This window comes from Sphingomonas sp. Root241 (genome assembly GCF_001428865.1).
Lineage (GTDB): Bacteria > Pseudomonadota > Alphaproteobacteria > Sphingomonadales > Sphingomonadaceae > Sphingomonas.
The window spans coordinates 1,604,744-1,617,502 of sequence record NZ_LMIV01000001.1 but is presented as its reverse complement, the minus strand read 5'-3'; the positions used below and the strand labels follow the sequence as shown (position 1 = coordinate 1,617,502).

Below are 12,759 nucleotides of genomic sequence, written 5' to 3'. Positions count from 1 at the left end.
CTGATTCATAGACGGTGGTGGTAGGAGACGATACGTGGTTCGAAGACGCACTGACTTTCGTTCCTGCCGCGCGCTCGTGTAACGAGCCGATATGTCAGACATTGAATATCAGCGCTGGACCGGGCCGATCGCCGCCGCCGCCGATCCGCTGCTCGCGCTCTGCAAGGCCGTTTTCGCCGAATTCGACTCCACCTATCTGCTCGCCCGGTTGCCCCATATCGCCGATCCCGATCTCTGGCTTGCGATCGAGGATGGCGAATGGGCCGGGTTCAAGCTCGGCTATCGTCGCGGCGACGCGTTACTCTATTCATGGCTCGGCGGCGTCCATTCTCGGCTGCGCGGGCAGGGCGTCGCTTCGGAGTTGATGGAGCGCCAGCACGCGCATGCCGCGGCCCTTGGCTACAGCTTCGTCGAAACGCGCACCCGCGCCGCCAACAATCCGATGATCCGGCTCAATCTGCGCCACGGCTTCCACGTCGCTGGCTTCGAAGTGGATGCGCATGGCATCGAAGTGGTGATCCAACGCAAGCGGTTGGAAGGTGCATTAGCTGAATAAAACACGCTGGACGGGGCCGCCCATGCGGCTAGACTGACGGCATGCTTTTTCTCGCACTGGCGGCACAGGCCGCGCTCCCCGCTGTCGACGGTACCCGTCTCCAGCCCGGCTCCGTCTGCTATGCCATCGCCCGCGGCGAGACGGTGATGGGCGCCACACTCCAGACCGTGAAGGCAACCGATGCCGACGGTGCGCCGGCATGGGATATCGTCATTCACCAGCGGGTCGGCGACAAGTTCGATCTGCGAGACCATTTCGTGCTGCGGCAAAGGGATCTGGCACCGCTCGCCTTCGATAGCCGCAAGGCGGGTGTGGAGCATGTTCGCGTCGCTTATGGGCTCGGCAAGCTGGTCACCACGCGCCCCGGCGCCGCGCCTGTCGAGACCCCGCTGGCCGGTCCCGTCTGGGACGGCAATCTCTGGGGCCTGACCTTCGCCGCGCTGCCGCTCGCCGAGGGCGCGCATTTCGAACTGCCCTTCTATCAATATGACAAGGGCTTCGGCCGCTTCAGCCTCGACGTGGTCGGCAGCGAAAAAATGGGAGAGCGCGACGCCTGGGTGGTCGAGGCCAGCCCCGACGGCCAGCGCAAGATCCGCTACTTCATCGGCAAGGCCGATAACGCCGAGCTCGGTTATGCAGGCGGCGGCTTCGCCCAGCGGCTCGGCGGCGATTGCAGCGGCATCCGATGATACGGGAGCTGTTCGCTGCGCTGACGCTCGTCGTCGCCGCACCTGCAGTGGCGCAGCCCTCGTTCCGGTCCTTCACCGACGAATTCGATCGTTTCGCGCGCGAGACTGCGGCCCTGCCCGGGGCAGAGCGCGTGAAGCTGTTCCGCGCGCGCTTCAACGCGCTCCTTCCCGGCTTCTATGAACCCCGCAACGGGCTGGACGACGCCCGATACGATGCGCGCGTGGCCAAGGCGCTCAACGAATATCCGGCGCTTCGCGACAAATATCTCGTTGCGGCCGCCGCGTTCGGCCGCGCCTATGTCGCCGGCACCGCGCATTTCCGTGACACGTTTCCCGACTTCCGCCCTTCGGTGCCTATCTACCTCGTCCATTCGCTCGGCGAGATGGATGGGGGTGGGCGTACGCTGCGCGGCAAGGAGGTGATGGTGTTCGGCGCCGATGTGATCGCGCGCATCCATGACGAGAAGACGATCGGGCCGTTCTTCGATCACGAGCTCTTCCACATCTATCACGGTCAATATTTTCCCGATTGCGGCGAACTCTGGTGCAGTCTCTGGATAGAGGGGCTCGCTGTCCATGCCGCTGCGCAGATGAACCCGTCGGCGGACGACGCCGGCCTGCTGCTCAATCAGCCGCGGCCGATCCGACCCGAGATCGAGCCGAAGCTGGCCGAAGTGGTCTGCTTCACCCGTGGCAAGTTTGCATCGAAGGACGAGACCGATATCCGCGCCTTCTTCACGGGTGGCGCGAGTGCAATCGCGCCATATCCGCCGCGCTTCGGCTATTATCTCGGCTATCGTCTCGTCGCGACGATCGGCACCAAGCATAACCTGGCGGCGCTGGCGAAGATGCCGCCTGCCAAGGTCAGGCCGCTGCTGCAGGAGGCGATGGCGGAGCTCGCCGCCTGCAGCTGAACGATCAAGCCCGGCTGCGCGCCGCGTCGATGCTCCACGGGCCAGCGCCGGCTGCGGCGATATAGAGGAAGATGAAGGCGTAGAGCAGAGCGGCCTCACCGCCGTTCACCGACGGGTATAGGCTCTTGGGCGCATGCGCCATGAAATAGGCCACCGCGCACATGCCCGATGCGATGAACGCCGCTGGCCGGGTGAAGAAGCCTACCAGCAGCAGCGCGCCGCCCACCAGCTCGATCGTGCCCGCCGCGAGCAGCATCGGCGGCAGCGGTGCCGGCATCGGGAAGGGCGGGAGCCCGAAGAATTTCGACGTGCCGTGATGCAGGAAAGACAGCGCCGCGGCGATGCGAAGCACGCTCAGCAAAGGGCCGGACCAGCTTGCGGGAATGGGCATTGCGTTCCTCCTGTTGACGACGCTCGATCGCGCCGTTTCACAAGCGGAACCTTTCATGCCCGCGCCGCCGAATCAACCGGTGCCAGCGAAACCCTGCGTTTCCGCGTCAGTCGGCTGCACGGGCGCGAGCGGGACGAACCTCCGTACCGTGCTCGATGTCGTCCTGCTTGGTGACGCGTGTCACGCCGGCGGAGTCGGTGATCAGCGCTTCCTCGGCCCGGCTCGCCACGTCGCGCGCCAGGTTGCCGCCGCTGCTGGTCGCCTGGCCAGCGCTGCCTTCCGTATCGTCGATCAGGTCGCTGTCGTCATTGGCGCGCGCGGCCTCGGTGCGGGGATTTTCCATCTGCCATCTCCTCACTCCGGACAATGCCGGGGCAGGGCGGCTGTTCCCGCGTCAGGCGGTGAAGCGTTTGGTGAAGCCCTTGGCCTGTTTCTCGCCCTCGGCGGAATAGGCCTCGACATTCTCGACCCGCGCTAGCGGCGTGCCTTCGCGGCATCCCTCGATCAATTTGGCGACGGTGTCGTCGTCGCCGGAAACGAGGATCTCGACGCGTCCATCCCTGACGTTGCGCACCCACCCGGTAAGGCCGGTGCGTTGCGCCGTGCGCACCACCCAGTCGCGATAGCCGACGCCCTGGACGCGGCCGGAAACCAGAATACGCTGTGTTACCATAATCCCCACGCTGAACCCGGACCCGAATGCGGGTCTCGTCGCCTGTCTAGCACGGACCATCGAGAACCAAGCGGAGCGACGATTCGGTTCACCGCATCCGGGGCACGCTTCAGGGGTAAGTTACAGCAATCACTTCATATTCGCGCTCTCCGCCGGGCAAGGTGACGCGCCTGAGATCGCCCACCGCGGCGCCGCGCAATGCCCACGCCAGGGGTGCATTCCATCCGATCAGCCCTTTGCCGGCGTCGGTTTCGTCGTCGCCCACCAAAGTCAGTTCGCGGCGGTTGTCGTCCTCGTCGGCGATCGTCACCGTCGCGCCGAAGAACACCCGGCTGCGATCCTCCTGCCGTGCCGGATCGACGACCTTCGCCGCCTTCATGCGTCTCGACAGGAAGCCCAGCCGCCGGTCGATCTCGCGCAGCCGCTTTCGGCCGTAGATATAGTCGCCGTTCTCGGAGCGGTCGCCGTTGCCCGCGGCCCAGGAGATCGTCTCCACCAGCTTGGGGCGCTCGCCGGCGAAAAGGGTGTCATATTCGGCCTTGAGCGCCGCATATCCGGCAGGGGTGATGTAGTTGGGGCGGTCCATCATTTACTCGTCACCCCGGCGAACGCCGGGGTCTCGTGCGATCGAAGCACACGCTGGCGGCATGCGATCCCGGCGTTCGCCGGGATGACGGCATACGCCATCAGCCCGGCCGGCTCTTGCCGAGATACCAGCTCATGTTCGCCGGCCCGCGCGAGCGGGCATGTTCGGGGTTCATCAGGTCATAGACCACGGCGTTCTCGAGCACGCGCTGGACATAGTTCTTGGTCTCGAAGATCGGAATCTGCTCGATCCACTTGACCATGTCGCCGCCCGGCAGCCGCGGATCGCCGTTGGCGCGGAGCCATTTGTTCACGTTGCCCGGCCCGGCATTGTACGCCGCCACCGCCAGGGGATAACTGCCATAGAGGCTGAAGACGCGCTGGAAATAGCTCGAGCCGAGCTTGATGTTGTAATCGGTGTCGGTGGTGAGCGACTCCCGGTTGTAGCTCAGCCCCAGCTTTCCAGCGGTTTCCGCCGCGGTGCCGGGCATGAGCTGCATCAAGCCCCGCGCGCCGGCATGACTCACCGCCGCGCGATCGAACTGGCTCTCCTGCCGCGCAATGGCGTGGACGATCGTCCAGTAATCGCGCTGCGATTCCGGCACGCGCACCGAGGGGTATCCCGCGGCGGTATAGTCCGACAGCCCGTTCTCGAGCGCGCTGCGTCCGACCATCACGCCCAGATCAGGCCGCCCGATCGTGCGGCTGAGCTCGGCCGAGAGCACATGGTCATTGTCGGTAGTCGCATCGCGCGCGATCTGGCGGATGAACATTCCCTGCGACACGCGGTCGCCCATCGTCCCGAGCAATTGCGCCGCGCGCACCGTTTCGCGCCGATAGAAGGCATCGCGCGCCTCCGGGGCTGCCACACGCGTATCGAGCGGCGGCGGCCCTTTCAGCGGTCGGCCCAGCCGCTCGGCGGCGAGCTGACCATAATAGAGATCGGAGAATCCTGCGGCCCGCGTGAAATAGTCCTGCGCCGCGACCTGATCGCCCGCAGCCTCCGCGGCGCGCCCGGCCCAATATAATCCCTTGGACTGGGTGGTCGGCGTCTTCGAGCCGCGCGAATAGCGCTCGAACATGCCGATCGCGTCACGCGGACGGGCGAGATTGTAGAAGGCAGTCGTGCCCGCGAGCCAGGTAAGGCTGGTATAATCGTCGCGTTCGCCCAGCGGCAGCTCGGCGATGACGGTGGTCGAAGGGAACGCGTCGTCGACCTGGCTCGCGATCTGATAGGCAAGACTGTGCTGATTGTCGGACGAGGCACCGCGTGCCGCCAGCAGCAGCGCCTCATACCACGCCTCGGCATCGCCCGGGTACGAAGTCAGCCGCGGGCGCTGCGCAAGGTACGAGCGCATCGCCGGGCTCTGGCCGGTGTCGCGCAGCCAGCGCGCGCGATCGGCGATATAGCCGGGATCGCTGCGGCCAGTGTCCAACGCCGTCACGCCCTTGAGTGCCGCGTCCGCCGCCTTGGTGCGGAAGGCGATCCGCGCCTCGAAGATCGACCGCTTCGACGGTGACACGAAGGCAAGCTGCCGCATGGCCGCGCTGGTCGCGTTCTTCCACAGCAGCATGTCCATCCGCGCGTCGTGATCCGCGGGCGTCAGCGCCGGGAAGAAGCCGGACATCAGCTTGCTCTCGTCGGATGCCCGCATCGTCCCCGAGCGCCAGGCCTGGCTGGCCTGCTCATTGGCTTCCGCGCGCTTACCCGATGCCGCCAGCGCCTCGGCAAAACGGAGGCGGCCGGCGGGCGTCAGCGGGGGGAAGCGCTCGAAGAAGCGCGTCACCAGCGCGGGTGCGTAGCTCCCGCTGTCGAGCACCGTCTCGGCCGCCGCGCGCCGGCTGGTCTCGCCCGGCCAGCCCGGATGCGCGAGCATGAAATTGGCATAATCGGTAAAGGGCCAATTGTCGGATTGCTGAAGCCGCTTCCACTCGATCAATGCGTAGGAAAGCGGATCCGACTGGGCATATGCCGGGGGCGCCGGCGAGGCGGCATTTTGCAGCGCCCCCGCGAACGACCGGATTTGATCCTGCGAGAGCTGCGACGAGACCGCGACCCCCGATACTCCAGCGAGCAGCACCGCGCTCTTGATAAACGACCCGAGCATGCTGGACATCATACGGAATCGCCGACTATCTGCCAGTCCCGATCTCGGGACTTAAGAAAGATTTTCACGCCATGTTCTCCGGGTCGATTCCCGCACTGGTCACGCCGTTCCGTAACGGCGCCTTTGCCGAGCAAGATTACCGCGATCTTGTTGAATGGCAGATTGCCGAAGGTTCGGCGGCCCTGGTCCCGTGCGGCACCACCGGCGAAGCTGCGACGCTGACCAAGGACGAGCATTTCGAAGTCGTGCGCGTCTGCGCCGATCAGGCGAAGGGCAGGGTGCCCGTGCTCGCCGGGGCCGGCTCGAACGATACGCGGGTGGCGATCGCCAACGTCCACGCCGCCAGGGCTTCGGGCGCCGACGCAGTGCTGATGGTGCCGCCTTATTATAACCGCCCGAGCCAGGAAGGCATTTTCCGCCATTTCGAGGCGGTGGCGCAAGCGACCGACCTGCCGATCGTGCTCTACAACGTCCCTGGCCGCACGGTGACCGACATCCAGCCGGCGACGATGGCGCGGATCGCCCGGGGGTTCCCGGAACGTTTCATCGGAGTCAAGGATGCCACTGGCCAGCTCGGCCGTGTCTCCGAGCAGCGCGCCGGCTGCGGCGCCGGCTTCATCCAGCTCTCGGGCAATGACGAGACTGCGCTGGCTTTCAACGCGATGGGGGGCACGGGCTGCATCTCGGTCACTGCCAATGTCGCGCCGCGGCTCTGTGCCGACTTTCAGGCTGCCTGGGCCGCCGGCGACAATGCCCGCGCGCTCGAATTCCACGATCGGCTCTATCCGCTCCATATCGCGATGTTCACCGATGCCTCGCCGGGCCCGGTCAAATATGCGCTCGGTAAGGTCCGCCCCGGTTTCCCGGGCGAGATCCGCCTCCCGATGACCGAGGCTTCCGAAGCGAGCCGTGTCGCGGTCGACGCCGCGCTGGCGCATGCTGGACTGATCTGACCGGGCTCTTTCCGGACTTCACTTGCAAACTATGCACCTTGCGATGCGGCAAGCCGCGCCTGGCTGTCACAATCCGATCACAATCCACGCCTAGCCGCCCGCTCAGGGAACAAGCCCTTTCGCGAACACCAGCCGTCCCGCGCACCATGCGTGCGGGGCGATGGCTGCGTGCGTCCGCGAAACCAAGAAAAGAAGATTGGGGAACCGATGAAATTCGTATCTGCCCGCCGCGCGCTTCGTTCGAGCGCCGCCATTGCCGCCTGGCTCTACGCCGGCACTGCCTTCGCGCAGGAAACCGCAACCGCGCCTGAGGCGCAGGCCGACAATGGTGACATCGTCGTCACCGCGCAGCGCCGTGAGGAGCGGCTGGTCGACGTGCCGGTTTCGGTAGCAGTAGTGCAGGGCGATTCGCTCCGCGACTTCCAGGCGGCGGGTGACGACACGCTTGCGCTCGCCGGCCGCGTTCCCGGCCTTTATGCCGAGACCACCACGGGCCGCATCTTCCCACGCTTCTACATCCGCGGCCTCGGCAATATCGACTTCTACCTCGGCGCCTCGCAGCCGGTGTCGATCATCCAGGACGATGTCGTGCTCGAGCATGTCGTGCTCAAGTCGAACCCGGTTTATGACCTCGACCGCATCGAAGTGCTGCGTGGGCCTCAAGGCTCGCTGTTCGGCCGCAACACCACCGCCGGCATCGTCAAGTTCGACACGATCCGCCCGAGCGACACCTTCCAGGGCCGCGCCGCGCTCTCGGTCGGCGAATATGGCAGCAGCAACATCGATGTCGGCTTCGGCGGCCCGATCGTCGACGACATTCTGTCGTTCCGCGTCTCCGGCCTCTACCAGCACCGCGACGACTGGGTCGACAACACCTATACTGGCCCGAGCTTCGACGGCACCCGCGGCAGCTTCAACGCGATGGGCGGTTTCGACGACCGCAACCTGCGCCTCCAACTGCGCTTCACCCCGACCGATCGCCTGACCTTCGACCTCTCGGGCCATGGCCGCTGGTACAAGGGCACCTCCACGCTCTTCCACCGCGGCGCGCTGGTGAAGGGTTCGAACAGCGTCGAGAACGAACCGCGCGACCGCGTCGCCTATGACGAGGCGATGGACAATCCCCAGGCATACGACACCTACGGCACATCGCTTCGCGCGAGCTACGATCTGGGCGGCGCGGTGCTGACCTCGATCTCCGCCTGGGAGACGACTTCGGGTTACAGCCGCGGCGACACCGACGGCGGTGCGGCGCCCTTGTTCACCGGCACGCCCTTCTACGGCCAGTCGCAGGGCAATGTCCGCGATCTTGACCAGTTCAGCCAGGAGCTGCGTCTCGCCAGCCCGGGCACGGGCAAGTTCAACTGGCAGTTCGGCGGCTATTATTTCGATTCGCGCGACGTCACCGATTTCTACCAGCGCCGCTATTTCCTCTCGGCGCCGTTCGATCCGGCCAACCCCAACAGCCGCAACCCCAATAACTGGGTGCGCCTGCACAACATCAACACCAGCTGGGCGGCGTTCGGCCAGGCCAGCTACGAAGTCGTCCCGAACCTGACGATCACCGCCGGCGCGCGCATCACCAACGACAGCAAGTCGACGCGCCTGCTCAAGACCGCCGACACCGGAACCGGCGCGGTGACCTATACCGGCCGCCGCTTCGTCGAGCTCGAGGACACCAAGGAAAGCTGGGACGTCAGTGCGCTCTACAAGCTCGGCGACAATGCCAGCCTCTATGCCCGCGTCGCCAAGGGTTTCCGCGGACCCACCATCCAGGGCCGTTCGGCGGTGTTCAATTCCGACTTCACCACGGCGGATTCGGAGACGATCCTGTCGTGGGAAGCCGGCGTGAAGGGCACGCTGCTCGACAACCGCGTCCGGTTCAATCTGAGCGGCTTCTATTACACGGTCGACGACATCCAGCTGAACGCCAATGACGTGAACGGCAACGGCGTGCTGCTCAACGCGGACAAGGCCAAGGCGTACGGCGTCGAGGCCGAGCTCGACGTGCATCCGGCCGATAATCTCGCGCTTTCGCTGGGCGGCAGCTGGCTGCACACCGAGATCGACGACAAGGACGCGCTCGCGCAGGTCTGCGTGCTCGGCGGAGTCGTGGTCTGCACCGTCAAGGACCCGACGGTGACCATCGCCGGGCGCGGCACCTTCGCCCGGATCGACGGCAATCGCCTGCCCAATGCGCCGGAGTACAATCTCAACATCGCCGCGCGCTATGACATCCCGACCGCGAACGACGGCAAATTCTTCGTCTCGACCGACTGGAACCTCCAGGGCTTCACCAGCTTCGTGCTCTACGACACCAAGGAATTCACGTCCGACGGCAACTTCGAAGGTGGTCTGAAGATCGGCTACGAAGGCAACGGTGGCGAATGGGAAATCGCGGCGTTCGCGCGCAACATCACCAACGAGAAGAACCTCAAGGGCGTGATTGAGAACTATATGGCCGCGGTGTTCAACGATCCGCGGATCATCGGCGTCTCGTTCAGCACCCGCATGCGCTGATCGCCCCGCGCGAGATCGAAAGGGAGGCCCGGCAGCATGCTGTCGGGCTTCTTGCATTTCCGGCCGCAGAGGGCGCTTCCCTTAAGCCCATCGGCCCCCTACATGCGCCCCTCTCATGGCTCGCCCGCACGCCCATTCCGCAAAGGTAAAGACCGTCGCCGAGAACCGGCGCGCGCGGTACGATTATTTCATCGATACGGTGTACGAAGCCGGCATCGCCCTCACCGGCACCGAAGTGAAATCGCTGCGTTTCGGCGAAGGCTCGATCGCCGAATCCTATGCCGAGGTCAACGATACCGGCGTGTGGCTGATCAATTCGAACATCCCCGAATTCAGCCACGGCAACCGCTATAATCACGAGCCCAAGCGGCCCCGTAAATTGCTCCTTCATGAGCGCGAAATAAACAAGCTCCATGGTGCCGTCGCACGTGAGGGCATGACGCTCGTCCCGCTTTCGATCTTCTTCAACGCAAGGGGGCGTGCCAAGGTCGAACTCGCGCTGGCAAAGGGCAAGAAGACGCATGACAAGCGTGACTCGATCAAGGAACGGGACTGGAAGCGAGAGCAAGGCCGACTCCTCCGCGATCGTGGTTGAGCGGGGGCTGGGCCCGCGCTTCCGCGCTTGGGTCGATCGCAACCTGCCGACGCGCGAGAGCTTCGAGTCGAACCGCTGGCTGAAGCCGATCGCGCATCGCATCCTGCATTCGTCGCTGTGGCGGATGACGCGGCGCTCGGTGCCGCGCGGCGTCGCGCTCGGCATGTTCACCGGCATCCTGATCCCGATGGGCCAGATCCCGGCGTCCGCGGTGCTCGCACTGCCGCTGCGTGCGAACGTGCCCGCGGCCGCGCTGACCACCTTCTTCACCAACCCGCTCACCACGCCGTTCCTGCTCGTCCTCTATTACAAGATCGGCGGCTGGGTCCTGCATCTGGGCGGCACGACTGCGGCGACGGCTGCGAAGACCGCCGTCGTCGATACCGGGTGGCTGCATTGGCTCGCGGCGGATGTCGGCTTGCCCACTGCCGTCGGCATGGCGATCTGCGCGGTGCTGGGCGGCGTGCTGGGCTATTTCGTCACTGCGCTGAGCTGGCGGCTGTGGATTTCGCGCAAGTGGCGCAGGCGGTCGGCCGAGCGCGCAGCGCGGCAGATTGACGCGGCGTAGTAGAGGGTTAAGACAGCGCCTTTCTCTTTTCGAAGGGCCCTCCATGCGTCTCTCGCTTCTCGCCACCACCTTCCTCGCTGCGCCCGCGTTGCTCGCCGGCTGCACGCGCGGCGAAACCCCGCCGCCTGCGGTCGCCGCCCAGACTGAAACCGTCTCGCAGGCTTCCGTAGGCCCCGTCGCCCCGGCTACCGCGCCGCGCCCGCAACTCGGCAATTACGGCTTCGACGAAGCCGGCATGGACAAGTCGATCGCGCCGGGCGACGATTTCTACGGTTTCGCCAACGGCATTTGGGCGCGGACCACGCCAATCCCGGCGGACAAGTCGAATTACGGCGCATTCAACGTCATCGACGACCTGTCGAAGCAGCGCACGCAGGAGATCCTCGAGGCTGCGAAGAACGATCCGAACTCGAAGATCGGCATCACCTACGCGACCTATCTCGATACCGCCGCGATCGACGCAAAGGGCCTCGCCCCGATCCAGCCCTGGCTCAACCAGATCAAGGCCGTGAAGGCCAAATCCGGCCTCGCCGCGCTCTATGCGCAGGCCGATCGCAACGGCGTGCGCGGCCTGTTCGGCAGCTATGTCGGCCAGGACGACAAGAACCCCGAAGCCTATGCGCTCAACCTGTCGCAGGGCGGCCTCGGCATGCCCGATCGCGATTATTATCTGTCGAAGGATGCCAAGCTCGTCGAAACCAAGGCCGCGTACGAGAAGCACCTGACCAACGTCCTGACGCTCGCCGGCGAGCCCAATGCCGCGATCCGCGCCAAGGCGATCGTCGCATTCGAGACCGGGATCGCGCAGGCGCACTGGACGCGCATCGAGAGCCGCGACGCGAACAAGACCTACAACATGATGGCGGTCGCCGATCTCGCGCGGAAGGCGCCGGGCTTCGACTTCAAGGGCTATTTCGCGGGCATCGGTGCGCCGGTCGCCAGCGTGATCGTCGCCCAGCCCAGCGCGGTGACCGGGATCGCGAAGCTCGTCCAGGCGACGCCGATCGCGGTGCTCAAGGACCAGCTCCTCGTTCGCAGCCTCGACAATTTCGCCGACGTGCTCCCCTCGGCCTTCGACAAGGAGCAGTTCGCTTTCTACGGCACTACGCTCTCGGGCACGCCCGAACAGCAGGTCCGCTGGAAGCGCGCGGTCGAGTTCACCACCGGCGCGGTGTCGGACGAGGTCAGCAAGGCCTATGTCGCCAAATATTTCCCGCCCGCGACCAAGGCGGCGGCCGATGACCTGGTCAAGAACGTCATCGCCGCGATGGATCGCCGCATCGATCAGCTCGACTGGATGGCGCCCGAGACCAAGGTGAAGGCACACGCCAAGCTCGCCGCTTTCACCCCGAAGATCGGCTATCCCGATCAGTGGCACGATTATTCGAACCTGCAGATCGTCGCCGGCGACGCGTACGGCAACAATGTCCGCGCCAACAATTGGGCGCATGAGGATCAGATCTCGAAGCTCGGCCAGCCGATCCGGCGCTGGGAATGGGGCATGACTCCGATGGAAGTGAACGCCTATGCCAATTTCGGCATGGTCGAGATCGTCTTCCCGGCCGCTATCCTCCAGCCGCCCTTCTTCGATCCGAACGCCGATCCGGCGATCAATTACGGCGGCATCGGCGCGGTGATCGGCCACGAGCTGAGCCACCATTTCGACGATCAGGGCGCCAAGTATAACGCCGAAGGCCGCCTTACCGATTGGTGGACGCCGGCCGACGTCGCGGCGTTCAAGAAGCGCACCGACGCACTGGTCGCGCAATATGATCAATATGAGCCGCTTCCGGACATGCACGTGAAGGGCGCGCTCACGCTCGGCGAGAACGTCGCCGATCTGGCCGGCCTCACCGTCGCTTATGATGCCTACAAGCATTCGCTGGGTGGCGAGGGCGCGCCGGTGCTCGACGGCACGTCAGGCGATCAGCGCTTCTATCTCGGCTGGGCGCAAGTCTGGCGGCGCAACTATCGCGAGGCCAATCTCCGCCAGCGCCTGCTCACCGATCCGCACAGCCCGTCGCAGCAGCGCGCCTGGGTCGTGCGCAATCTCGATCCCTGGTATTCGGCCTTCGCGCCGGCATCGGGCAACAAGCTGTTCCTGACGCCCGAGCAGCGCGTCCGGATCTGGTAATCGCCAGTCTCCCCTCCCGTTGCGACGGGAGGGGAGGGGCTGCCGATACTGGCGCTTGACCCGCGCCTGCGTA

General features: G+C 65.4%; 13 protein-coding genes. 8 read left to right on the top strand and 5 right to left on the bottom strand.

Going from position 1 to position 12,759, the window contains the following annotated elements; genetic code table 11:
- Positions 1 to 91 precede the first annotated feature (91 nt).
- From ASE13_RS07575 to ASE13_RS07565, 3 genes are read left to right on the top strand one after another with little or no spacing between them, the layout of a single operon-like run.
- Entirely contained in the window at positions 92 to 556 is a 465-nt protein-coding gene (locus tag ASE13_RS07575; RefSeq protein ID WP_056613196.1) for a GNAT family N-acetyltransferase, read from the top strand.
- Positions 557 to 597: 41 nt separating this feature from the next.
- Entirely contained in the window at positions 598 to 1,245 is a 648-nt protein-coding gene (locus tag ASE13_RS07570) for a hypothetical protein (protein WP_056613194.1), read from the top strand.
- Positions 1,242 to 2,159, top strand: a complete 918-nt coding sequence (locus ASE13_RS07565) for a DUF2268 domain-containing putative Zn-dependent protease (RefSeq protein WP_056613192.1) — start codon at positions 1,242 to 1,244, stop codon at positions 2,157 to 2,159. The genes ASE13_RS07570 and ASE13_RS07565 overlap by 4 nt, the downstream gene beginning before the upstream one ends.
- A gap of 4 nt (positions 2,160 to 2,163) precedes the next feature.
- Here ASE13_RS07565 and ASE13_RS07560 read toward each other — a convergent pair whose 3' ends face one another.
- The 5 genes from ASE13_RS07560 to ASE13_RS07540 all read right to left on the bottom strand — a co-directional run bounded on the left by ASE13_RS07560 (position 2,164) and on the right by ASE13_RS07540 (position 5,916).
- Positions 2,164 to 2,550 carry a DoxX family protein gene (locus ASE13_RS07560; protein ID WP_056613189.1) on the bottom strand — a complete coding sequence of 129 codons (387 nt, stop codon included), beginning with the start codon at positions 2,548 to 2,550 and terminating at the stop codon, positions 2,164 to 2,166.
- 106 nt (positions 2,551 to 2,656) lie between these two features.
- Positions 2,657 to 2,893 carry a hypothetical protein gene (locus ASE13_RS07555; protein ID WP_056613187.1) on the bottom strand — a complete coding sequence of 79 codons (237 nt, stop codon included), beginning with the start codon at positions 2,891 to 2,893 and terminating at the stop codon, positions 2,657 to 2,659.
- Between the two features lie 51 nt (positions 2,894 to 2,944).
- Positions 2,945 to 3,223 carry an acylphosphatase gene (locus ASE13_RS07550; protein WP_056613184.1) on the bottom strand — a complete coding sequence of 93 codons (279 nt, stop codon included), beginning with the start codon at positions 3,221 to 3,223 and terminating at the stop codon, positions 2,945 to 2,947.
- A 109-nt stretch (positions 3,224 to 3,332) separates the two neighbouring features.
- The gene (greB, locus tag ASE13_RS07545; protein ID WP_200955583.1) at positions 3,333 to 3,812 is read right to left on the bottom strand and encodes a transcription elongation factor GreB; all 480 of its coding nucleotides are present in this window, start codon (positions 3,810 to 3,812) and stop codon (positions 3,333 to 3,335) included.
- Positions 3,813 to 3,909: 97 nt separating this feature from the next.
- Positions 3,910 to 5,916 (bottom strand): lytic transglycosylase domain-containing protein, encoded by a 2,007-nt coding sequence (locus ASE13_RS07540; protein ID WP_056614886.1) that lies wholly within the window; start codon positions 5,914 to 5,916, stop codon positions 3,910 to 3,912.
- 71 nt (positions 5,917 to 5,987) lie between these two features.
- Here ASE13_RS07540 and dapA point away from each other — a divergent pair, with 71 nt between their 5' ends.
- The 5 genes from dapA to ASE13_RS07515 all read left to right on the top strand — a co-directional run bounded on the left by dapA (position 5,988) and on the right by ASE13_RS07515 (position 12,686).
- Positions 5,988 to 6,869 (top strand): 4-hydroxy-tetrahydrodipicolinate synthase, encoded by an 882-nt coding sequence (gene dapA / locus ASE13_RS07535; protein WP_056613183.1) that lies wholly within the window; start codon positions 5,988 to 5,990, stop codon positions 6,867 to 6,869.
- Positions 6,870 to 7,076: 207 nt separating this feature from the next.
- Complete coding sequence (locus ASE13_RS07530) at positions 7,077 to 9,389, top strand: TonB-dependent receptor (RefSeq protein ID WP_056613181.1); 2,313 nt, start codon at positions 7,077 to 7,079, stop codon at positions 9,387 to 9,389.
- A 115-nt stretch (positions 9,390 to 9,504) separates the two neighbouring features.
- Positions 9,505 to 9,984 (top strand): SsrA-binding protein SmpB, encoded by a 480-nt coding sequence (smpB, locus tag ASE13_RS07525; protein ID WP_056613179.1) that lies wholly within the window; start codon positions 9,505 to 9,507, stop codon positions 9,982 to 9,984.
- Complete coding sequence (locus ASE13_RS07520; RefSeq protein ID WP_235536874.1) at positions 9,977 to 10,552, top strand: DUF2062 domain-containing protein; 576 nt, start codon at positions 9,977 to 9,979, stop codon at positions 10,550 to 10,552. The genes smpB and ASE13_RS07520 overlap by 8 nt, the downstream gene beginning before the upstream one ends.
- A 43-nt stretch (positions 10,553 to 10,595) precedes the next feature.
- Positions 10,596 to 12,686 (top strand): M13 family metallopeptidase, encoded by a 2,091-nt coding sequence (locus tag ASE13_RS07515; RefSeq protein WP_056613177.1) that lies wholly within the window; start codon positions 10,596 to 10,598, stop codon positions 12,684 to 12,686.
- Positions 12,687 to 12,759 lie beyond the last annotated feature (73 nt).